The organism is Bradyrhizobium sp. LVM 105 (assembly GCF_003957705.1).
Classification (GTDB): domain Bacteria; phylum Pseudomonadota; class Alphaproteobacteria; order Rhizobiales; family Xanthobacteraceae; genus Bradyrhizobium; species Bradyrhizobium frederickii.
Genome location: NZ_QZMV01000014.1, coordinates 167656 through 188131 on the forward strand (window position 1 = coordinate 167656; position 20476 = coordinate 188131).

Consider the following 20476-nt stretch of genomic DNA (forward strand, 5'->3'; position numbering starts at 1 on the left):
AGCGGGTTCCTGCTCCGGCCAATCCGGGCAATGGGTCAATCGAGGTTATGGCGCGCTATATTGACGAGATCCTGCAACCGGGCGAGCGGGTGCTGTATTCGACCAATGCGCACTGGATCTTTTATTTTCCGGCCATCCTGGCCTGGATCGTGACGCTGGCCCTGCTGATCCTGTCGCGCCAGGCGATCGTCGACTGGCTCGTTCTGTTTTGTCTCGCGGCCGCAGCTGTCGCGGCGCTGGCGGCCCTGTACTGGACCGTCAAGGGCTGGTTCCACCGCTTCACCACCGAGACCGACGTCACCAATCTCCGGGTCGTGCACAAGACCGGCTTCATCAAGCGCCGCACCTTCGAAATGGCGCTGGACAAGGTCGAGAGCGTCGACGTCGACCAGACCATTCTTGGGCGTATTCTCAACTACGGCGACGTGACGATTCGCGGCGTCGGCGAGGGCTTCGAGACGATCAAGACCATCGCCTCGCCGCTCGCCTTCCGTAGTTCGATCACCACGCGGTAGGACCGCGCGCAACCATGAGCATGCAGCAAAATACTTCCCTCTCCGCCGGCCCGCAGCCGGGCTCGACCGTCGATGCCGCCGAGATCGCCAAATTCTCGAAACTCTCGGCGGAGTGGTGGGACCCCAATGGCAAGATGGCGCCGCTGCACCGGATCAACCCGCTGCGGCTCGGCTATATTCGCGATGCCGCCTGCCGCAAGTTCGAGCGCAATGTGCGCAGCCTCAACTGCCTCGCCGGCTTGCGCGTGCTCGACATCGGCTGCGGCGCCGGCCTGTTGTGCGAGCCGCTGTCGCGCCTCGGCGCGCAGGTCATCGGCGTCGATCCCTCCCAGAGCAACATCGCCGCGGCGAAGCTGCATGCCGACAGGGGCCATCTTGCGATCGACTACCGCTGCACCACGGTCGAGGAGATCGACCCGCGCGAGCGCTTCGACATCGTGCTGGCGATGGAAGTGGTCGAGCACGTCGTCGACGTCGGCGTCTTCCTGAAGCGCTGCGCCTCGATGCTGAAGCCGAACGGCCTCATGGTGGTCTCGACGCTGAACCGCAACTGGAAGAGCTTCGCGCTCGCCATCGTCGGCGCCGAATACGTCCTGCGCTGGCTGCCGCGCGGCACCCACGAGTGGAACAAGTTCGTCACCCCGGACGAGCTGACGAAATATCTGCTCGACAACCGTCTCGTCATCACCGAGCAGACCGGCGTGGTCTACTCACCCTTCGCCGACAAATGGTCGCTCTCCTCGGACATGGACGTCAACTACATGGTGGTGGCCGAAGCCATGGTGTGAGGGCTGTAAGTAGGGCGAGCATCGCTCCTATGACGTGGGCGTGATTGACCTGCTTCGCGGCTAACGGCAGGTTGGCCAAAGTCTTCGGCCCCACCCCCGCTCACCACCCCATGTTCACCGTCGCCAGCCTCTGGATTCCCTTCACCATCATTGCCGCGCTCGGGCAGGTCGTGCGCAATGCGATGCAGCGGTCGTTGACGAAGCCGCTGGGGACCTGGGGCGCGACCAATATCCGCTTCCTGTTCGGCTTTCCGTTCTCGGTGCTGTTTCTGGGCGTGGTGGTGGTTGCGACCGGCGATCGTCTCGGCATGCCGCCGACCGCGTTCTGGCCGTGGCTGCTGCTCGGGGCGCTCAGCCAGATCGTCGCCACCGGCCTGATGCTGCTCGCGATGAACGACCGCTCCTTCGTGGTGACCACAGCGTACCTCAAGACCGAGGCGATCCAGACCGCGATCTTCGGCTTCGTCTTCCTCGGCGATCACCTGACTTGGCTGAAGGTGCTGGCGATCGTGATCGCGACCATCGGCGTCGTCATCACGGCGCTCCGGCCAGGCGGCGAGAAGAGCTTTGCGGAGCTGAAGCCGACCATCACCGGCCTCGTTGCGGCGGCGGCCTTCGCGCTCTCCGCGGTCGGCTTCCGCGGCGCCATCATCAATGTGCCGGATGTCTCCTTCGTGACCGCGGCGTCGGTCACGCTGGTGCTCGGCCTGTTCGTGCAGACGCTGATCCTGACGATCTACCTGCTCTGGCGGGCGCCGGACGTGCTGCGGGGAATCCTTGGGTTGTGGCGGCCGTCGATGCTGGCGGGCTTCACGGGCGCCTTCGCCTCGCAATTCTGGTTTCTGGCCTTCGCACTGACGGCTGCCGCCAATGTCCGCACGCTCGCTCTGATCGAGGTGCTGTTCGCGCAAGCCGTGGCGTATTACTCGTTCAAGCAGCCGGTCGCGCCGCGTGAGCTGCTCGGCATCGCGCTGATCGTGATCGGCGTGGCGGTGCTGGTGGGGGTTTGATTCTTTCAACCGCCGTCATGCCCGGGCCTGTCCCGGGCATCCACGTTCTTTGTGCCGTCGGAATGGAAGACGTGGATGGCTGGGTCAAGCCCGGCCATGACGAAGAGGAGAGGACGTCAGTTCCGGTCTTCCGGTAGCGTCGGCAGTGGCGAGACCTCGATGCCCTCGTCGATCAGCGATTTCGCTTCTTCCGGTGAGGCCTCGCCGTAGATCGGGCGGTGCTCCTTGTCGCCGTAATGCATCGCGCGGGCTTCGTTGGCGAAGCGCTCGCCGACATTGTCGGCGTTCTTGACGATGTGATCGCGCAGCTCCTTCAGCTTGGCGCGCAGCTCTTTCTCCTGCGCCATCAGCAGCGAGGTCGGACCTGACGGCGCGGCTTCGGGCGCGGGAGCTGCCGTTGCTTCCGGCGGTGGCGTCGCACGCCCGCGGTCCTTCTTGCCGACGATGCGCGGCGCCATGATCGCCTTCTCGACCTTGGCCGAGCCGCAGATCGGGCAGGTCACGAGCTTGCGCTTGACCTGCTGGTCATAGGCCGACGAGCTCTGGAACCAGCTCTCGAAGCTGTGGTCCCGGTCGCAGTGAAGCGCGTAGCGGATCATGCCGATCCTCGCACGAGGTGCAGATGGTCCGGCCCCGCCTTGGGGTCGGACACGCCGAAACGGCGGCCGTGCTGGAGCGAGGGAATCGCGCGGCGCGCGGTCTCGACCTTGGCCGGATCGATCCTGGCCATGACGATGCCGGGCTCGACGTCGCCCTCGGCGAGGATCTCGCCCCAGGGATCGATGATCAGCGAATGGCCGTAGGTCTCGCGCTTGTTCTCGTGCAGCCCGGCCTGGGCTGCGGCGAAGATGAAGCAGCCGGTCTCGATCGCGCGTGCACGCAGCAGCACGTGCCAATGCGCTTCGCCGGTCTTGCGGGTGAAGGCCGAGGGCACGGTGATGAAATACGCGCCGCTCTCGGCCAGCGCGCGATAAAGCGCGGGGAAGCGCACGTCGTAGCAGATCGTCAAGCCCACCCGGCCCCAGGGCAGGTCGGAGATCACCGCGGTCTCGCCGGGCTGGTAATTGGCGGATTCGCGGTAGCTCTCCCCGTCCGGCAGCTCGATGTCGAACATGTGGATCTTGTCGTAGCTCGCGAGCAAATTGCCCTCGGGCCCGATCAGGAAGGAGCGGTTGACCGCCTTCTCCGGCGAAAAGCGCAGCGCCAGCGAGCCGACATGGAGATGGATCTTCAGCTCCTGAGCGAGCGCCCGGTAAGCCTTCAGCGAGGTGTCGTCCTCCTCGCTCTGCAGATGCTCGAACAGCGCCTTGCGGTTCAGCTGCATCATGTTGCTGACTTCGGGCGTCTGCACGTAGTCGGCGCCGCTGGCTGCCGCCTGCCGGATCAGCTTGGTGGCCTGTTCGAGGCTCGGCCCCGGCATCAGGCCGGTGCGCATCTGCACCATCGCGGCGGTGAACGTGCGGTTCTCGCTCATGAGCTGGCTTTCACGCCTTCGAGCATGCCGTCGAGCTTGCCTTCGCGGTCGAGTGCGTAGAGATCGTCGCAGCCGCCGACATGCGTTCCGCCGATCCAGATTTGCGGGAAGGTCGAGCCCTCGCCGGCGCGATCGTACATCTCGGCCCGCCAGGAGGGGTTCTTGGCGACGTCGAATTCGGTGAAGGCGGCCTTCTTGCGGGTCAGCAGCGACTTGGCGGCGGAACAATAGCCGCAGCCCGGCCTGGTGTAGATCTCGACAGCAGCGTTCATCTCGTCTGGCGCTCTCATGTCATGAATTCATTGAATTATATGGGACTTTACCTGACCTCCACAACCCGGGCGAAGACCAGCACGTCAACCTGGGCGGCTTTGGCGCGCAGCAGGGCCCGCGCGCAGGCATCCAGCGTTGCGCCCGAGGTGAGGACATCGTCGATCAGGACAATACGGCGGCCCTGAACGTCAGCCTGACGGTCGGAAGATACCTGGAATGCGCCCTGCACATTGGTGGCGCGCTGGGCCCGCGACAGGCCGATCTGCTGCTCCGTCGCGCGCACCCGGCGCAGCACGTCGCCCTGTACCTTCACGCCGCTCTGCCGCTCGATGATTCGCGCCAGCGCCCCGGACTGGTTGTAGCGGCGGCGCCAGGCCCGCCGCCAGTGCAGGGGCACCGGCACCAGCATGTCGGCGCCGGCCAGCAGCTCGCCGCCCGCCCGTGCCATCCAGCGCCCCATTGCGGGCGCCAGATCGGTGCGGTCCTGGTATTTCAGCGCATGCACCAGCGTGCGCGCGACGTCATCATAGCGCACCGCCGCGCGGGCGCGCATGTAGGCCGGCGGGCTCGCGATCGCCTCCATCGACAGCATGTCGGGGCCGGGGTCGTAGACGAAGGGAATGCCGAGCCGCGGGCAATAGGGCCGCTCGATGAACGACAGCCGCGCCCAGCATGAGGCGCAAACGCCCTCGCCGTCGACCGGTTCGCGGCAGGACACGCACAGCGTCGGCAGCGCGATGTCGAGCGCGAGCCGAGCTGCCCGCGACAGCACGTGACGGCTCGCCGTCCACGCGGCACGGAAGGGCGCGGCGATGGAGCGGGTCGGGGCGGCGTCGGCTTCCATGCGGGGAGGCTAGCGTTGCACCCCGGATTGCTCAAGTCATGGTCTCGTGCCCCGGACGCAGCGCATCGCCGGGGGCTCTGCGCAGCAGCGCGTCCGGGACACGAGAGCGTTGCCAGAACGGTGGTCATCAGCGTAACCAGCGGCATGGCTCCGACCCCGCAAATCCCGCCCGCTTTGTTCGATCGCGCCCTGCTGCATGCGCGGCAGCATCGCGCGCAGGCGCAGGGGGCCGTGACCTTCCTGCTCGATCGCGTGGCCGAGGACATGTCCGACCGGCTGGCGGCGGTGATGCGGGAATTTCGCGCGCCGGCCGATCTCTGGACGCCCGGCGAGGGGCTTGCGGATTTGCACGCGCGCCTGCCCTCGCTCCAGCACATCGCGCTTGACGCGGCTGGCGCGGAGAAGCTGCCTATCTCTCCGGAAAGCCTCGACCTCGTCGTCTCGGCGCTGGCTTTGCAATTCGTCAACGACCTTCCCGGCGTGCTCGCGCAGGTCCGGCGGGCGCTGAAGCCGGACGGTCTGTTGCTCGCCGCCATGATCGGCGGCGACAGCCTGACCGAGCTGCGCCAGGCCTTTGCCGCGGCCGAGGCCGAATGCGAGGGCGGCGTCTCACCGCGCGTGGCGCCGTTCGCCGATCTGCGCGACGTCGGCGCGCTGTTGCAGCGGGCCGGCTTTGCACTGCCGGTCACCGATGTCGATCGCGTCGTGGTGCGTTACGGCAATGCGTTCGCCTTGATGCAGGATCTCCGTCGCATGGGCGCGGCCAACGTGATGATCGAGCGGCGGCGCTCGCCGTCGCGGCGCGCGACGCTGCTGCGGATGGCCGAAATCTATGCCGAGCGCTTTGCCGATGCCGACGGCCGCATCCGGGCGACGTTCGACATCATCTGGCTCTCCGGCTGGGCCCCGCATGCGAGCCAGCAGCAGCCGCTGAAGCCGGGATCGGCGAAGGCGAGCCTTGCGGAAGCGGTGAAGAAGGCGGGGAAAGAGTAACGTGTCCCGGACGCGGTGCGGCACGAAGTGACGCTCCGCAGCGCCGGGACCCAGCTGCGGCTCCTGGGCCCCGGCTCTGCAGCGCTTCGCGCTGCGTCCGGGGCACGGCCTCACATCAATAAATCAATCAGATGCGGGATCAGCGGAATATCCGCTGGCGGCATCGGGTAATCGCGCAGTCTGTTGGCGCGGACCCAGGCCAGGGCCTGGCCTTCGCGCGACGCCACCTGTCCCTCCCAGCGCCGGCAGATGTAGAGCGGCATCAGCAGGTGAAAGGTCTCGTAGCCGTAGCTCGCGAAGGTCAGCGGCGCGAGGCACGGCTCGGCGACGATGATGCCGAGCTCCTCGTGCAGCTCGCGGATCAGGCTCTGCTCCGGCCGCTCGCCCGGCTCACACTTGCCGCCGGGGAATTCCCAGAGGCCGGCCAGCGTCTTGCCCGCGGGGCGCTGCGCGATCAGGACGCGCTTGTCGGCATCCACGAGGGCGCAGGCCACCACCAATGTCAGTTTAAGATCGGCCATGCCTGGAATGTCGCTCGCTGAGGTCGTTCGCAAGGATTCGTTAATCCCGTCGAGGGGCCACGTGTCTGGCCTCCCATAAGTCATATTTAATCAACGGTTCCTAGAGTGGGAACATATTTAAACCATTCCGGGCCCGTTTCATGCGCGCTGTGCTTCGCACCACCATCCGCCGATTCGTACGCGACCGGCGCGGCAATATCGCGGTGATCTTCGCACTCGCCTGCGTCCCCCTGATCACGGCGGTTGGCTGCGCGGTCGATTATTCCCGCGCCACGCAGATGCAAGCCAAGCTTCAGGCCGCGGCCGACGCCGCCAGCGTCGGCGCGGTCGCCAAGGCATCGCCGGCCTTCAAGGCGGCGGGCTCGATGAACTCGGACGGTGCGATCCCGGAGGGCGTCACCGACGCGAGGAACATCTTCAATGCCAACGTCGCCAATCTGACCGGCTATACGCTCGACAGCGTCACGCCGACCGTGGTCAAGAACGGCTCGACCGTCAGCTCGACCGTTACGTTCAGCGGCACCATCAAGACCATGTTCCTCGGCGTGATCGGCAAGACGGCGCTGACCGTGACCGGCACGTCGAAGGCGACGGCGAGCATGCCGCTCTATGTCGACTTCTACCTCCTGCTGGACAATTCGCCGTCGATGGGCGTGGCGGCGACGCCGGCCGACGTGACCAAGCTGGTCAACGCGACCACCGGCAGCAGCTTCAAGCCCAACGACCAGTGCGCCTTCGCTTGCCACGACTACAACGACTCCAACAATTACTACAATCTGGCCAAGAGCATCGGCGTGACCACGCGGATCGACGTGCTGCGCAGCGCGACGCAATCTCTGATGGACACGGCTGCCGCGAGCCAGACCTATTCGAACCAGTTCCGCATGGCGATCTACGATTTCGGCGCGGAGTCAAAGACGATCGGCTTGCGTGCGCTTTTCGCGTTGTCCTCGAATTTGTCGAGCGCGAAGACGGCGGCCGGCAACATCGACCTGATGGGCGTCTACGGCAACAACGACAAATATACCAAGGATCAGGACACGCCGTTCAGCACCATCTTTCCGGCGATCAACAACGAGATCCCCAATCCCGGAAGCGGCAAATCCAACGCGCCCCTGAAGTATCTCTTTTTCGTCTCCGACGGTGTCGCCGACGAAAGCAATACGGGCTGCCTGAAGCCGCTGTCGGGTTCCTCGCGGTGCCAATCGCCGCTCAACGCTTCGCTCTGCAAGGCGATGAAGGACCGGGGCGTCAAGGTTGCCGTGCTCTACACGACCTATCTCGCGCTGCCCACCAACCACTGGTACAAGAAATGGATCGATCCGTTCAATGCCGGGCCCTATGGCCCGTCGCCGAACAGCGAGATCGCGCAGAACATGCAGAGCTGCGCTTCGCCAGGGCTGTATTTCGAGGTGAGCCCGACCGAGGGCATCGCGGACGCGATGAACGCGCTGTTCAAGAAAGCGGTCGCCGACGCCCGGATCTCGGGCTGATGTGGTTTTGCGGGTCATTCCGGGGCGATGCGCTAGCATCGAACCCGGAATCTCGAGATTCCGGGCTCTCGCTTCGCGAGCCCCGGAATGACAGCCGCGGAGCCTACGACCTGTAGTCCCCGTTGATCGCCACATATTCCTTGGTGAGGTCGCAAGTCAGCACGCGGTCGCGGCCCTTGCCGAGGCCGAGTGAGACCTTGATCGCGATCTCCGGCGCTTTCATCGCGTCCGACACCTGGGCCTCGTCGTAGGACGGATCGCGCGCGCCGTTCTTGGCGACGCGGATGCCGTTGAACGAGATCGAGAGCTTGTCGCGATCGGCCGGCTCGCCGGCCTTGCCCACCGCCATCACCACGCGCCCCCAATTGGCGTCTTCGCCCGCGATCGCGGTCTTGACCAGCGGCGAGTTGGCGATCGACATCGCGATCTTGCGCGCTGAGGCCTTGGTCTTGGCGCCCTCGACAATGATCTCGACCAGCTTGCGCGCGCCTTCGCCGTCGCGGGCGACCTGCTCGGCGAGGTTGGCGAGCACCTGGTTGAAGGCCTTGACGAAGGCCTTCAGGCGCGGATCGCTGGTGCGGCTGATCTTCGGTGCGCCGTGTTCGGCAGCCGCGCCCGTTGCGAAGGCCAGCAGCGTGTCCGAGGTCGAGGTGTCGCCGTCGATCGTCACTGCGTTGAAGGTGTCCTCGACACCGGCCTTGAGCAGCGCCTGCAAGGCCGCGGGCGCGATCGGCGCGTCGGTGAAGATGAAGGACAGCATCGTCGCCATGTCGGGGGCGATCATGCCGGCGCCCTTGGCCATGCCGTTGATGGTGACCCTGGCCTTGCCGAGCTTGACGGTCGCGGTCGCGACCTTCGGAAAGGTATCGGTGGTCATGATCGCCTTGGCCGCGGCGAGATAGTCGCCGGGCTCGGCGGTTTCGGCGAGGCGGCCGAGCACGCCGTCGAACTTGGTGGCATCCAGCGGCTCGCCGATCACGCCGGTCGAGGCCAGGAAGATCTCGCTCTCGCTGCAGCCGACCGCCTTGGCCGCGATCTTGGCAGTCAGCGCGGTGGAGGCGCGGCCGGTCTTGCCGGTGAAGGCGTTGGCGTTGCCGGAATTGACGACCAGGGCGCGCGCCTTGCCGCCCTTCAGCTTGGCGCGACACCATTCCACCGGTGCCGAGGGGCATTTCGATTTGGTGAAGACACCGGCGACCGCGGTGCCCTTGTCCATCACCGCCAGCAGCACGTCGGTGCGGTTCTTGTAGCGGATGCCGGCTTCGGCGGTCGCCAGGCGGACGCCCGCGATCACGGGCATATCGGGGACGGTCGTCGGGGCGAGGGGAGAGACGGAGGAGGACATCGCGGGGCCTTTTGGACAAATGGAAGCCGTCATGGCCGGGCTTGTCCCGGCCATCCACGTCCTTCAGCACACGTTGATGAGGGTCTTAAGACGTGGATGCCCGGGACGAGCCCGGGCATGACGTCAAACTACTGAAGTGCGAGAGGGAAGTCGATTTACTTCTTCGCCGGCGGCGCCATCTTGCTGTCGGACGGCTTGGCGTCCTTGGACGCATCAGCCGCCGGCTGGTCCAGCCGCTCGACCTTGGCTTCGGTGCGCAGCTTGGCGACATACTCGGCCTGGGCCTTGCGGGTCACATACTGCTCGATCTGCGCCTTGACCTGCTCGAAGTCCGGCGCCTTGCGGTTGCGCTTTTCCTCGACCTTGATGATGTGCCAGCCGAACTGCGACTTCACGGGGTCGGAGACCTTGCCCGGCTCCAGCGCGAAGGCGACGGTGGAGAATTCCGGCACCATCTGCTCCTTGGTGAAGAAGCCGAGGTCGCCGCCATCGGCCGAGCCCGGATCCTTGGACTTCTTCTTGGCCAGCTCGGCGAAATCGGCGCCCTTGTCGAGCTCGGCCTTGACCGCCTTGGCCTCGTCCTCGGTCTCGACCAGGATGTGGCGGGCGCGCACCTCCTGCTCGCCGGTGATCTGCTTGGAGGCCTCCTCGTAGACCTTCTTCATGGCGTCGGGGGTGGTGGCGGCCTTGCCCTCATTGGCGAGCAGGCTGTCCATCAAAAGCCGGTTGCGGGCGAATGCCAGGCGCTTCTTGAACTCCTCGCTGTCGGCGACCTTCTTGTCCTCGGCAGCCTTGCTGACGATCTTCATGTCGATCAGGAACGACAGGACGTTCTCGTCCTTGGTCGCAGGGTCCATCTGGGCGAGGCTCGGCCCGAGTTCCTCCTCGGCCATGGCGACGTCGCTCTTCTTGATTTCCGCGCCATTGACCTTCGCCAGCACCGGATCGTCGGCGGCCCGGAGCGGGCCCGCGAACGCCAGCGACAGCGCCAGAGCAAGGCTGCCAGCCAGGGCGGTCGCAAGGCGGAAACGCTGGCCGGTGGTTACCGGGAACGAGCTGGTCATGGAAAATCCTTATGTTGAAGCAGGGGGCTGCTCGAGCGGGGCGGACACTTGCCCAAGTCAGGGGGGCTTGGCAACGCGAAAAGTCTGTCAAAATGATGAATTAGCCGCAATGCGCCCGCCGTTGACAAGGCCCCGACCGGGCCATATCTCTGGCCGGTCGCGACCATGGCGATGGCGTTTATTTTGCTGCGTTTTTGGCCGTTGAACCCAGGCTTGCCCAATTCCCACCCATATGGCGGACGCCCCCGCAGTCCGGGCCGAAGACGCCATCGGGCGTCACGGTGAGTTGATAGGCAAGCGGGTGACAACTTTCTCGGGCCCAACGCGGTTAAATCGCGAACACAGGAACTAGGCATGATCGGCGCGCTCGCCCGCAAGTTTTTCGGCTCCGCCAACGACCGGCGGGTGAAGGGATATCAGTCCCGCGTCAACGCGATCAACGCGCTGGAACCCGAGGTTTCCAAGCTTTCCGACGAGGCGCTCAAGGCCCGCACCGCCGAGTTCAAGCAGCAGCTTGCCGAGGGCAAGACGCTTGACGATCTCCTGGTGCCCGCCTTCGCCACCGTGCGCGAGGCCGCCAAGCGCACCCTCGGCCAGCGCCATTTCGACGTCCAGCTGATCGGCGGCATGGTGCTGCACGAGGGCGATATCGCCGAGATGAAGACCGGCGAAGGCAAGACGCTGGTCGCCACGCTCGCGGTCTACCTCAACGCGCTCGCCGGCAAGGGCGTCCACGTCGTCACCGTGAACGACTATCTCGCCCGCCGCGACTCCGGCTGGATGGGCCAGATCTACAGCTTCCTCGGCATGACCACCGGCGTCATCGTGCACGGCCTCGACGATTCCGAGCGCAAGGCGGCCTATGCCTGCGACATCACCTACGGCACCAACAACGAATACGGCTTCGACTACTTGCGCGACAACATGAAGTATCGGCTTGAGGACATGGTCCAGCGGCCGCACTTCTTCGCCATCGTCGACGAGGTCGACTCCATCCTGATCGACGAGGCGCGCACGCCGCTGATCATCTCCGGCCCGCTCGACGACCGCTCGGATTTCTACAACACCATCGACGGCTTTCTGCCCAAGCTCGACAAGACCGATTACGACGTCGACGAGAAGCAGCGCACGGTGACGCTGACCGAAGCCGGCATGGAGAAGATCGAGACGCTGCTGCGCGATGCCGGCCAGCTCAAGGGCGAGTCGCTCTACGACGTCGAGAACGTCTCCGTCGTGCACCACATCAACCAGGCGCTGCGCGCCCACACGCTGTTCACCCGCGACAAGGACTACATCGTCCGCGACGACGAGGTCGTCATCATCGACGAGTTCACCGGACGCATGATGCCGGGCCGCCGTTATTCGGAAGGCCTGCACCAGGCGCTGGAGGCCAAGGAGCACGTCCAGGTCCAGCCCGAGAACCAGACGCTGGCCTCGATCACCTTCCAGAACTACTTCCGCATGTACGAGAAGCTCGCCGGCATGACCGGCACGGCCGCGACCGAAGCGGACGAGCTGTTCGACATCTACAAGCTCGAGGTCGTGGAGATCCCGACCAATCTGTCGGTCGCCCGTCTCGACGAGGACGACGAGGTCTATCGCACCCAGCAGGAAAAATACCAGGCGATCCTCGCTGAGATCGAGCGCGCCAATTCGCGGCTGCAGCCGGTGCTGGTCGGCACGGCCTCGATCGAGAAGTCGGAAGTGCTCGCCGAATTCCTCAAGAAGAACGGCTACAAGCAGATCGACTTCGGCAAGGAGCACGCCCTCGACAAGCTCTATGCGGCGGCCCGCGCCGGCAAGCCGGCGAAGCTGTTCGCCGTGCTGAACGCGCGCTTCCACGAGCAGGAAGCCTATATCGTCGCGGAAGCCGGCGTGCCCGGCGCGATCACGATCGCCACCAACATGGCCGGCCGCGGCACCGACATCAAGCTCGGCGGCTCGCTGGAGATGCGCATCCAGCAGGAGACCGCCGGGATCACCGACGAAGCTGAGAAGGCCAGGAAGATCGAGCAGATCAAGGCCGACATCGAGACCTTCCGCAATATCGTGCTGAAGGCCGAGGAGACCGTCGAGATCGAGCCGGCGAAGGGGTCCAAGCCCGCCAAGACCGTGAAGAAGCCGGGCGGTCTCTACATCATCGGCTCCGAGCGTCACGAATCCCGCCGCATCGACAACCAGCTGCGCGGCCGCTCCGGCCGTCAGGGCGACCCCGGCCGCTCGAAGTTCTTCCTGTCGCTGGAAGACGATCTGATGCGCATCTTCGGCTCGGACCGTCTCGACAGCATGCTGCAGCGTCTCGGCCTGCAAGAGGGCGAGGCCATCATCCATCCCTGGATCAACAAGGCGCTCGAGAAGGCGCAGCAGAAGGTCGAGGCGCGCAACTTCGACATCCGCAAGAACCTGCTCAAGTTCGACAACGTCCAGAACGACCAGCGCAAGGTGATCTTCGACCAGCGCGTCGAGCTGATGAAGGACGACAGCGTCGCCGAAACCGTCACCGACATGCGCCACGCCTTCATCGACGACCTCGTCGCCAAGCACGTGCCCGAGCATGCCTATGCCGAGCAGTGGGACGTCGCAGGCCTGAAGGACGAGCTGAAGCGCGTGCTCGATCTCGACCTGCCGGTCGACGAATGGGCCAAGGAAGAGGGCATCGCCGACGAGGAATTGCTCAACCGGATCGAGACCAGGGCCGACGAGCACATGGCGGCCAAGGTGGCGCAATGGGGTCCCGACGTGATGCGTTACGTCGAGAAGACCATTTTGCTCCAGACCCTCGACCATCTCTGGCGCGAGCACCTGATCATGCTCGACCATCTGCGCCAGGTCATTGGCCTGCGCGGTTACGGCCAGCGCGATCCCTTGCAGGAGTACAAGACCGAAGCCTTCAATCTCTTCCAGGAGATGAGCGCCCATTTGCGCGAGGCCGTCACGGCGCAGCTGATGCGGGTCGAGATCGTCCCGCCGGAGCAGGAAGCCCCGGTCCTGCCTCCGATGGAGGCGCACAAGTTCGACCCCAACACCGGCGAGGACGAGATGGCGCTTGCCAGCGTCACGCTCGGCGCGCAGGCCACCGATGCCACGCTTCGCGACCCCAAGAACCCCGCCAGCTGGGGCAAGGTCGGTCGCAACGAGGATTGCCCGTGCGGAAGCGGCAAGAAGTACAAGCACTGTCACGGACGGTATGCTTGAGGGCTGAGGCCCCCGAGCTGCAGCGTCGCTGAAGGTCCTCAGGGGATCATTCCGCAGTCGAACATCTTGTTGGCGACCGGCGCGGCCACCTTGTTGATGAATTTCACCTTGAGGGAGGGATTGCCCTTCAGGAAGGCAACCGCTGCTCCGATGATTTCTGGCGGGGGCTCTCCCTTCTTTGCTTTCAGATCCTCGCAGCTGGACGTCTTGTATTTTTGGATGACGATTCCCGCGATCATGTCCAGCGGGCCCTCCGGAGGCAATTCGGGAGGCGGCGGCGGCATCTGAGCTGTCGCGGGGGTCGTTGCGATCACCGCGATTGCGACCAGAACCTTCAGCCGTCGCGACTTTCGTGTGGGCCGGATCAAGCGGGTCTTCGAGCGGAGCTCGTCCCACCAGCGCGAGGGACAAGGGGAAGAAAGCGGCACCATGATCTCCATTTAATGAACTATACGGTATAGTATATTTATTGTTCGATGCCGTCAAGCTGGTCGCCCATGTGCGCTCTGCGCGCGCAAGGTCGCAATCCCGCGGCGCATCTGCGCCCAGGTCCTTGCTTTATTCTTGCCCCTCGGGAATCGGAAGGGCGCAGGGAAGGCCGGGTACCGGCTGGCACCCGCGAGCCCCTGTGCAATGATGCGTAGGTAGACGCTCACAGGGGAGACACAGGTGCAGCCCGATAACCGGCCTTCCCTGCGCGATGGTTTGACGGCTTACGTCGCGCTCTCCCCGGGGAGCGTTGCACTATTGCCCCCGTCGCCTCGCAGATCGCTGATATGCGCAACCCGGTCGGGCACGCACACCACCGCGGAGACTTGACGCCAGCCTGCGGGCGCCAGGACCACACGATTTTGCCGTACACAAGCCGCGCTGTCGTACCCGCGCCCGCTGATCGCTCACGGGGACTACCCGCCCTGCGACCGCACCTGGCGCCACCGCCGCCCGCGTCCACCGCAACCCACCCCACGAACCGTGACGATCGCGACCCGCCCCTTCCGGAGGGATGAGATGGCGAGGGAGTATAGGGTGTGTCGCGCTTCGGGTAAAGAGAAATTATGTATATCCGAATGTTCTTGTGGAAAAGGGCTGCATTGCCCCGCGACTTTGGCGCGCAGGGTGCTCGAACCAGATCAAAAGGTCATCTTGAGACCGCAGAATACGTCGTTGGCGTCATGAAGAGCGCATCTTCAAGAGGTGGAGCGATTTCAAACATCTGCGCTTGATTGCGAAAGTGAAAGACGCGCCGAACTCGATATTTGTCGCTTCTCGCTTCAGCAACGTCGACCTCCCGTTTGGTGAGCCAAAACGGCGTGCGTTCGTGTCCGCACGTCGTTTTGATTTCCAGTAGCCGCTCTTGTCCATCGGGTTCAAAGGAACGGACATCGTACCCGTATCCGTCGCCATCCAGGTCGGAGACCCAACGAACGTTATCGGCGAGATCTTCGCGCCCAGCTCGTCGGAGGCGGATGCGTTCGAACTCTACGACGAACTTTTCTCCGGCCTTCCCCAAGTCGCGGTTTCTGGCATCCCGCTCTGCGGGATCAAACTTCCCGACAAGCTGGCGGATCGCAGGCGGAAGCACCTTCGGCGTTGAAACGCCTCCGGTCCATATCGGGCTCCTGATCTTCAGGTGCATCACGGACCGGCGGCGCACGCTGTATGAGCGCGGCTCAAATCTCATCGCGCTTTAATCACCGGGCAAACGGCTTCGACGCAAATCCCCGGCGGCCCGCCGCGGCTGCTCCAGCGATCACTTCCTAGTGTTGCTGCTTGCGCAGATTTCGGAGGCTCAGTGCTTTCGTCTGGCTGCGCAGGTTGAAGGACTGTCTCACGTCCCGGAATGCCAACGGCAGGATGCGGGATCGTGTCGCGAACGGGAACGCCGCCGGCTAGCCCATCCAATTTTCCGCCACGGCTCTTGTGATCTGCTTCACCTGAAGAGAGCTCAATCTGTGCTTTGATTGAATCACACCGCGCGGCAAAAATGGGAGATCGGAGAATGTCTGGAATGAGACGTGCGCTGCCGACTGCCTTTTGTGTTCTTGCATTCAGCTTTTGCGGCGGCGGTCCTGCCCCTGCGAGCCAAGTGGCCGGATGGTGGGGCGGAACATGGTCTTGCAAAATCGACGGCCGGCCGGCCCGGATGAAGTGGGCCGCCGTGGACGACAGTCAGACAACCTGCGACGGGAACATTTGCAGCAGCACCTCGGGAGCACGCTGGTCAGGCAGCTTTTCAGACAATGGCTCGCGATGGGTGAAGCTGACAAATCCACGCAGCGGTACGCAGGGCGGCCTGTACTTCCAGCACGCTGACGGCAACAAATGGTACCTGGCTAAACCGGTCAGCAACAGGGCCGTGGGCTGGACAACATGGAACCGCCAGCGCTATCCGCTCTCATGCTGGCGATGATGCATTTGTGCGTCGCCCGTTCGGCCTGCGCATGGACTCGAGGGCGAACCCCAAGCACTCGATGAGGCTCGCATGCGTTTCGTTGGGCACGTTGAGCCTGCGAGCGACGAGCATCACCGCTCCACGCGCAAAGGGATGAGCGAGGCTTGAGGCTCGGACCCGACGCTCCGATCATGTTCAATTCGAACTGTCGATCAGGCTCTCGAGCAACCGCTTCAATTCGCTGGTCGACTTGTCGCCGTAGCTCTCCAGGATGTATTCCTCCTGGTCCACCGCGAGCGAGTTGAGCTTCTTGCACAGCACCTTGCCGCGGTCGGAAATGAACATCAGCACCTTGCGGCGGTCGTTCGGATCCTGGACGCGATAGACCAGGGTGTCCGAGACCATGCGGTCGATCATCTTGGTCAGCGTCGGATGGTTGAGCAGCACGGCCTCTGCGAGCTCGCCCATCGAATGGCCGTTGCCATCGGACAGCACTTTCAGGATACGCCATTGCTCGACGGGAACCCCCTCCTTGCTCAACCGCAGTTCCAGCTGCCGGTTGATCTCCCGGTTGGCTTGCGCGAGCAGATAGGCGAGGTGTTCGGTGATCGGGGTGTTTGCTTTGGTCGGTTTTGCCACGGCTAAGACTTCGTCTTGACCCAAATGAGTGAATGTCTTGCAATCAATGCTGCATCTATATGCACTTCAATTGTTGAACTTTCAATATTTTCAAAATAGGATAATTGCCCAACAAAGGGGCGGATGCCGCGGCCGCCCGCAGAATGTGCTTGCAGGTCTGGAGCCAGACAGGAGTTGGCGTGCGCGCGACGGTAAACTTCCCGGCTCACGGCGGTCCGGCGTTGCCGCCGTCTTTGCTGTTCAGGAATCTGTCGTCACCGGCAGCTGACGGTGCGTTGTCGCCGCGCGATCATGCCTTGTTCAAACGGCGCGGCACCAACAGGCTCCGCATCGGCGGTTTCATCTGCTGCACCGGCTCGCCCGGCGTCTGGGGCCCCTGCGCCACCAACAGCGCGCAGCTCGCCGTCGCCGAGATCAACAAGCGCGGCGGCATCCTCGGCCGGGAGATCGAACTCTCCATCTACGACGCCGGCGGGCCGCTGGATGACGTCCTGGACCGCGCCGAGCAGGCGATCGCGTTCGACGAGGTCGATCTCATCGTCGGCCTGCACACCAGCGCGGTCCGCGTCGGCCTGCGCGACGTCACCACGCGTCATCGTATCCCCTATATCTACACGCCGGTCTACGAGGGCGGCGAGCGCACGCCCGGCGTGATGGCGATCGGCGAGACGCCGCGCTGGCAGAGCCGCCCCGCCATCCACTGGCTTGCCGACGTCAAGAAGGCCCGGCGCTGGTACCTGATCGGCAGCGACTATGTCTGGCCCTGGCAGTCGCATCGCGCGGTGAAGACCTACATCAGGGAAACAGGCGGCCACGTCGTCGGCGAAGAGTTCGTTCCCCTCGGCGAGGACAATCACGAGCCGCATCTGGCGCGCATCCGCGCAACCAAGCCGGACGTCGTGCTGATCTCGCTGATCGGCACCGACAGCATCACCTTCAACCGCGCCTTCGGCGAATGCGGGCTCGGCGCCACCACGCTGCGGCTCGCCGGCGCGATGGACGAGACGGTTCTGCTCGGCATCGGCGCCGACAACAGCGAGAACATGTTCTGCGCCTCGGGCTATTTCACCGGCACGGGCGCGCGTGCCAATGACGACTTCCAGAGCCGCTATCACGCCATGTTCGGGCCGAATGCGCCACCGATCGGCTCGGTCGGACAGTCCAGCTACGAAGGTCTGCGCTTTCTCGAAACCGTCGCAAACAAGGCCGGTTCGTTGTCGATGGGCCCGATGCTCGCGGCCGGCCGCAATATCGTCTACAGCGGCGCCCGCGGCCCGGTCACGGTCCGCGACGGACGCGCGCGGATGCCGATGCATCTTGCCGAGGCCGACGGCCTCGATTTCAAGCTGATCAAGCCGCTCTGACCTCGCCCCGGCATTCCCGAGCAGGCCGGCGCGCAAAATAATACTTGAAAAGGAAAATATTTCCGTTTTGAATGTTCCCGCGAGGCCGCTGACGCGTGCGTCGCGCCGGGGCGGCCACGCCCAAACGTTCCGAAAAACTCTCAGGAGAGCGCCGTGACAGTTGTCCTTCCCACGCCAGCCCAGCTTCGCAGTGTCGCCGAGCAATGCGGCCTTTCGCTCACCGATGAGGACGTCGCCTCCTTCCGCGGCCTGATGCAGGGCTCGATCGAGGCCTACAATCTCGTTGCCGCGATGCCGGACGAGTTGCCGGAGGTGAAGTATCCGCGCACGCCGGGCTATCGCCCCGCGGCCGAAGAGAACCCGCGCAATGCCTGGTACCGCAAGTCGACCGTGAAAGGCGCCGCCAGCGGCAAGCTCAAGGGCAAGACCGTCGCGCTGAAGGACAACATCATGCTGGCCGGCGTTCCCATGACCAACGGCTCGTCGACGCTGGAGGGCTATGTGCCCGATTTCGACGCCACCATCGTCACGCGCATGCTGGATGCCGGCGCCGAGATCAAGGGCAAGGTGCATTGCGAGCATTTCTGCCTGTCCGGCGGCAGCCACACCGGCTCCTACGGGCCGGTGCACAATCCGCACAAGATGGGCTACTCCGCCGGCGGCTCGTCCTCGGGCTCGGGCGTCGTGGTCTCGCTCGGCGAGGTCGACATGGCGATCGGCGGCGATCAGGGCGGCTCGATCCGGATGCCGTCCTCGTTCTGCGGCGTCTACGGCATGAAGCCGACCTGGGGCCTCGTTCCCTATACCGGGATCATGCCGATCGAGATCTATGTCGATCATACCGGCCCGATGACGGCGACCGTCGCCGACAACGCGCTGCTGCTCGAAGTGCTCGCCGGCGACGACGGCTACGATCCCCGCATCAAGGCGCCCAAGGTCGAGGAATACACCAAGGCGCTCGGCCAGGGCGTCAAGGGCATGAAGATCGGCATCGTCAAGGAAGGTTTTGAGCAGCCGACCGCGGAGGCCGCCGTCAACGAGAGCGTTCGTGAGGCTGCCAAGCGCTTCAAGGATCTCGGTGCCACCGTCGAGACCGTCTCGATCCCGATGCACCTGTTGGGCGGCGCGATCTGGACTCCGATCGGTACCGAAGGCTTGACCCAGACCATGATGTTCGGCGACGGCTACGGCCTCAGCCGCGGCGATCTCTATTCGACCTCGCTGATGGATTTCCATCGCGGCTGGCGCCGGCAGGCTGATTCGCTGTCCGAGACCACGAAGCTGTTCATGATGCTCGGCACCTACATCAACAACAATTTCGGCCCGCGCTTCTACGGCAAGGCACTCAACATCTCGCGCCGGCTGACCGCGGCCTACGACAAGGCGTTCAGCGATTACGACCTGCTGCTGATGCCGACCACGCCGATGAAGGCGACCAAGCTGCCGGAGCCCAACGCCAGCCGCGAGGAATACGTTGCCCGCGCGCTGGAGATGATCTCCAACACCGCGCCGTTCGACATCACCCATCATCCCGCCATGTCGCTGCCCTGCGGCATGGTCGACGGCCTGCCGGTCGGCCTGATGCTGGTCGGCCGCATGTTCGAGGAATCCACCATCTATCGTGCCGCCCACGCCTTCGAGCAGATCGGTGACTGGAAGAAGATGTGAGCGGGGCATTGATGCAGACCGCTGGAAACGCCACGCATGGCTAACGCGTTCGTCGCAGCGTTCGAGATCCTGAGCTTTGGCGCGATCATTGTCTTGATCGTGCTGGGGCTCGGGATCATCGCCAGCATGATGGGCATCTTCAATTTCGCGCAGGGCGAGTTCGTCCTGCTCGGCGCCTACATCACCTATCTCGCTTACGCCAAGGGCATGCCGATCTGGGTCGGCATGGTCGCGGCGCCCTTCGTGGTCGGCGCGCTCGGATTCGCGCTGGAGGCGCTAATCATCCGCCGCTTCTACGCCGCGCCGATCGTCGCCATGCTCGGCACCTATGCGCTCGGCCTGATCATCCGCGAATCCGTGCGCGGGTTGATCGGTGGCTTCTATCTCACCGTGCCCGAGCCGATCGGCGGCTCGATCGACATCGGCGCCATGCACATCTCGGCCTGGCGCTTCACCATCATCGTCATCACGCTCCTGGTGATGGCGGGCTGCTACCTGCTGCTGTCGCGCACCAGCTTCGGCCTGCGCATGCGCGCAACGCTGGAAAATCCCTCGTTGGCGCGGGCCTCGGGCATCTCCACGCCCCTGATGTACGGCGCCACCTTCGCATTCGGCTCCGCGCTCGCCGGTCTTGCCGGCGCGCTGATCGTCCCGGTGTTCAGCCTCTATGCCGATCTCGGCCTGCGCTTCCTGATCCAGGGCTTTGTGGCGGTCATGGTCGGCGGGGTCGGTTCCTTCATTGGGCCGGTCGCGGGTGCCGGCGTCATCGGCACGCTCAGCGCCGCGCTGCCGTGGATCATGGCGCCCGTCGTCGCCGATGTTCTCGTCTTCGTGCTCGCCATTGTCTTCATCAAATTCCGCCCGCAGGGCCTCATCGCTGGAAAAGGGGTTTAGTCAC

General features: G+C 64.5%; 20 protein-coding genes. 10 read left to right on the forward strand and 10 right to left on the reverse strand.

What is annotated here, in order from left to right:
* Positions 1 to 47 precede the first annotated feature (47 nt).
* The 3 genes from D6B98_RS30385 to D6B98_RS30395 all read left to right on the forward strand — a co-directional run bounded on the left by D6B98_RS30385 (position 48) and on the right by D6B98_RS30395 (position 2313).
* Positions 48 to 515 carry a PH domain-containing protein gene (locus D6B98_RS30385; RefSeq protein ID WP_126260702.1) on the forward strand — a complete coding sequence of 156 codons (468 nt, stop codon included), beginning with the start codon at positions 48 to 50 and terminating at the stop codon, positions 513 to 515.
* 14 nt (positions 516 to 529) lie between these two features.
* Positions 530 to 1303, forward strand: coding sequence for a bifunctional 2-polyprenyl-6-hydroxyphenol methylase/3-demethylubiquinol 3-O-methyltransferase UbiG (ubiG, locus tag D6B98_RS30390; RefSeq protein WP_164718962.1), 774 nt, complete (start codon positions 530 to 532; stop codon positions 1301 to 1303).
* A gap of 110 nt (positions 1304 to 1413) precedes the next feature.
* Positions 1414 to 2313 carry an EamA family transporter gene (locus D6B98_RS30395; protein ID WP_126260703.1) on the forward strand — a complete coding sequence of 300 codons (900 nt, stop codon included), beginning with the start codon at positions 1414 to 1416 and terminating at the stop codon, positions 2311 to 2313.
* A 116-nt stretch (positions 2314 to 2429) separates the two neighbouring features.
* On the opposite strand, the gene D6B98_RS30400 is transcribed toward D6B98_RS30395, so the two are convergent.
* From D6B98_RS30400 to D6B98_RS30415, 4 genes are read right to left on the reverse strand one after another with little or no spacing between them, the layout of a single operon-like run.
* Positions 2430 to 2912, reverse strand: coding sequence for a DUF1178 family protein (locus D6B98_RS30400; protein WP_126260704.1), 483 nt, complete (start codon positions 2910 to 2912; stop codon positions 2430 to 2432).
* On the reverse strand, positions 2909 to 3787 hold the full coding sequence (locus D6B98_RS30405; RefSeq protein WP_126260705.1) for a carbon-nitrogen hydrolase family protein: 879 nt from the start codon (positions 3785 to 3787) through the stop codon (positions 2909 to 2911). The genes D6B98_RS30400 and D6B98_RS30405 overlap by 4 nt, the downstream gene beginning before the upstream one ends.
* Positions 3784 to 4059 carry a glutaredoxin 3 gene (gene grxC / locus D6B98_RS30410; protein WP_126260706.1) on the reverse strand — a complete coding sequence of 92 codons (276 nt, stop codon included), beginning with the start codon at positions 4057 to 4059 and terminating at the stop codon, positions 3784 to 3786. The genes D6B98_RS30405 and grxC overlap by 4 nt, the downstream gene beginning before the upstream one ends.
* Before the next feature lie 47 nt (positions 4060 to 4106).
* The gene (locus D6B98_RS30415; RefSeq protein ID WP_126260707.1) at positions 4107 to 4904 is read right to left on the reverse strand and encodes a ComF family protein; all 798 of its coding nucleotides are present in this window, start codon (positions 4902 to 4904) and stop codon (positions 4107 to 4109) included.
* 144 nt (positions 4905 to 5048) lie between these two features.
* Here D6B98_RS30415 and D6B98_RS30420 point away from each other — a divergent pair, with 144 nt between their 5' ends.
* Positions 5049 to 5897: a methyltransferase domain-containing protein gene (locus D6B98_RS30420; RefSeq protein ID WP_126260753.1), complete on the forward strand. Its 849-nt coding sequence runs from the start codon at positions 5049 to 5051 to the stop codon at positions 5895 to 5897.
* Between the two features lie 110 nt (positions 5898 to 6007).
* Here the strand turns inward: D6B98_RS30420 and D6B98_RS30425 are convergent, their stop codons facing one another.
* Positions 6008 to 6418 (reverse strand): (deoxy)nucleoside triphosphate pyrophosphohydrolase, encoded by a 411-nt coding sequence (locus D6B98_RS30425; RefSeq protein WP_126260708.1) that lies wholly within the window; start codon positions 6416 to 6418, stop codon positions 6008 to 6010.
* A gap of 140 nt (positions 6419 to 6558) precedes the next feature.
* Between D6B98_RS30425 and D6B98_RS30430 the strand changes: the two genes are divergently transcribed.
* Positions 6559 to 7911: a TadE/TadG family type IV pilus assembly protein gene (locus D6B98_RS30430; protein ID WP_126260709.1), complete on the forward strand. Its 1353-nt coding sequence runs from the start codon at positions 6559 to 6561 to the stop codon at positions 7909 to 7911.
* 103 nt (positions 7912 to 8014) lie between these two features.
* On the opposite strand, the gene argJ is transcribed toward D6B98_RS30430, so the two are convergent.
* Both argJ and D6B98_RS30440 read right to left on the reverse strand, forming a co-directional pair.
* On the reverse strand, positions 8015 to 9256 hold the full coding sequence (gene argJ / locus D6B98_RS30435; RefSeq protein WP_126260710.1) for a bifunctional glutamate N-acetyltransferase/amino-acid acetyltransferase ArgJ: 1242 nt from the start codon (positions 9254 to 9256) through the stop codon (positions 8015 to 8017).
* A gap of 155 nt (positions 9257 to 9411) precedes the next feature.
* Positions 9412 to 10320: a peptidylprolyl isomerase gene (locus D6B98_RS30440; RefSeq protein ID WP_126260711.1), complete on the reverse strand. Its 909-nt coding sequence runs from the start codon at positions 10318 to 10320 to the stop codon at positions 9412 to 9414.
* A 354-nt stretch (positions 10321 to 10674) separates the two neighbouring features.
* Here D6B98_RS30440 and secA point away from each other — a divergent pair, with 354 nt between their 5' ends.
* Positions 10675 to 13515, forward strand: a complete 2841-nt coding sequence (secA, locus tag D6B98_RS30445) for a preprotein translocase subunit SecA (RefSeq protein WP_126260712.1) — start codon at positions 10675 to 10677, stop codon at positions 13513 to 13515.
* A 38-nt stretch (positions 13516 to 13553) separates the two neighbouring features.
* Here secA and D6B98_RS30450 read toward each other — a convergent pair whose 3' ends face one another.
* Together D6B98_RS30450 and D6B98_RS30455 are read right to left on the reverse strand one after the other, a co-directional pair.
* Complete coding sequence (locus tag D6B98_RS30450) at positions 13554 to 13754, reverse strand: hypothetical protein (RefSeq protein WP_205680534.1); 201 nt, start codon at positions 13752 to 13754, stop codon at positions 13554 to 13556.
* 899 nt (positions 13755 to 14653) lie between these two features.
* Positions 14654 to 15196 carry a protein NO VEIN domain-containing protein gene (locus tag D6B98_RS30455; protein WP_245481493.1) on the reverse strand — a complete coding sequence of 181 codons (543 nt, stop codon included), beginning with the start codon at positions 15194 to 15196 and terminating at the stop codon, positions 14654 to 14656.
* A gap of 327 nt (positions 15197 to 15523) precedes the next feature.
* On the opposite strand from D6B98_RS30455, the gene D6B98_RS42015 reads away from it, so the two are divergent.
* Complete coding sequence (locus D6B98_RS42015; RefSeq protein ID WP_502699946.1) at positions 15524 to 15925, forward strand: DUF6006 family protein; 402 nt, start codon at positions 15524 to 15526, stop codon at positions 15923 to 15925.
* A 177-nt stretch (positions 15926 to 16102) separates the two neighbouring features.
* Here D6B98_RS42015 and D6B98_RS30460 read toward each other — a convergent pair whose 3' ends face one another.
* Positions 16103 to 16546 carry a MarR family winged helix-turn-helix transcriptional regulator gene (locus D6B98_RS30460; protein ID WP_126260713.1) on the reverse strand — a complete coding sequence of 148 codons (444 nt, stop codon included), beginning with the start codon at positions 16544 to 16546 and terminating at the stop codon, positions 16103 to 16105.
* A 179-nt stretch (positions 16547 to 16725) separates the two neighbouring features.
* Between D6B98_RS30460 and D6B98_RS30465 the strand changes: the two genes are divergently transcribed.
* The 3 genes from D6B98_RS30465 (at position 16726) to D6B98_RS30475 (ending at position 20472) form a co-directional block, all read left to right on the forward strand.
* Positions 16726 to 17910: a substrate-binding domain-containing protein gene (locus D6B98_RS30465; protein ID WP_164718963.1), complete on the forward strand. Its 1185-nt coding sequence runs from the start codon at positions 16726 to 16728 to the stop codon at positions 17908 to 17910.
* A gap of 153 nt (positions 17911 to 18063) precedes the next feature.
* Entirely contained in the window at positions 18064 to 19578 is a 1515-nt protein-coding gene (locus D6B98_RS30470; protein WP_126260715.1) for an amidase, read from the forward strand.
* Between the two features lie 36 nt (positions 19579 to 19614).
* Entirely contained in the window at positions 19615 to 20472 is an 858-nt protein-coding gene (locus D6B98_RS30475) for a branched-chain amino acid ABC transporter permease (RefSeq protein ID WP_126260716.1), read from the forward strand.
* Positions 20473 to 20476 lie beyond the last annotated feature (4 nt).

Coding starts and splice junctions, on each gene's coding strand:
- D6B98_RS30425 (WP_126260708.1), bottom strand. CDS start 6,418: ATGGCCGATCTTAAACTGACATTGGTGGTGGCCTGCGCCCTCGTGGAT.
- D6B98_RS30385 (WP_126260702.1), top strand. CDS start 48: ATGGCGCGCTATATTGACGAGATCCTGCAACCGGGCGAGCGGGTGCTG.
- D6B98_RS30475 (WP_126260716.1), top strand. CDS start 19,615: ATGGCTAACGCGTTCGTCGCAGCGTTCGAGATCCTGAGCTTTGGCGCG.
- D6B98_RS30405 (WP_126260705.1), bottom strand. CDS start 3,787: ATGAGCGAGAACCGCACGTTCACCGCCGCGATGGTGCAGATGCGCACC.
- D6B98_RS30440 (WP_126260711.1), bottom strand. CDS start 10,320: ATGACCAGCTCGTTCCCGGTAACCACCGGCCAGCGTTTCCGCCTTGCG.
- D6B98_RS30400 (WP_126260704.1), bottom strand. CDS start 2,912: ATGATCCGCTACGCGCTTCACTGCGACCGGGACCACAGCTTCGAGAGC.
- grxC (WP_126260706.1), bottom strand. CDS start 4,059: ATGAACGCTGCTGTCGAGATCTACACCAGGCCGGGCTGCGGCTATTGT.
- D6B98_RS30395 (WP_126260703.1), top strand. CDS start 1,414: ATGTTCACCGTCGCCAGCCTCTGGATTCCCTTCACCATCATTGCCGCG.
- D6B98_RS30420 (WP_126260753.1), top strand. CDS start 5,049: ATGGCTCCGACCCCGCAAATCCCGCCCGCTTTGTTCGATCGCGCCCTG.
- D6B98_RS30450 (WP_205680534.1), bottom strand. CDS start 13,754: ATGATCGCGGGAATCGTCATCCAAAAATACAAGACGTCCAGCTGCGAG.
- D6B98_RS30455 (WP_245481493.1), bottom strand. CDS start 15,196: ATGAGATTTGAGCCGCGCTCATACAGCGTGCGCCGCCGGTCCGTGATG.
- argJ (WP_126260710.1), bottom strand. CDS start 9,256: ATGTCCTCCTCCGTCTCTCCCCTCGCCCCGACGACCGTCCCCGATATG.
- D6B98_RS30430 (WP_126260709.1), top strand. CDS start 6,559: ATGCGCGCTGTGCTTCGCACCACCATCCGCCGATTCGTACGCGACCGG.
- D6B98_RS30415 (WP_126260707.1), bottom strand. CDS start 4,904: ATGGAAGCCGACGCCGCCCCGACCCGCTCCATCGCCGCGCCCTTCCGT.
- secA (WP_126260712.1), top strand. CDS start 10,675: ATGATCGGCGCGCTCGCCCGCAAGTTTTTCGGCTCCGCCAACGACCGG.
- ubiG (WP_164718962.1), top strand. CDS start 530: ATGAGCATGCAGCAAAATACTTCCCTCTCCGCCGGCCCGCAGCCGGGC.
- D6B98_RS42015 (WP_502699946.1), top strand. CDS start 15,524: ATGAGACGTGCGCTGCCGACTGCCTTTTGTGTTCTTGCATTCAGCTTT.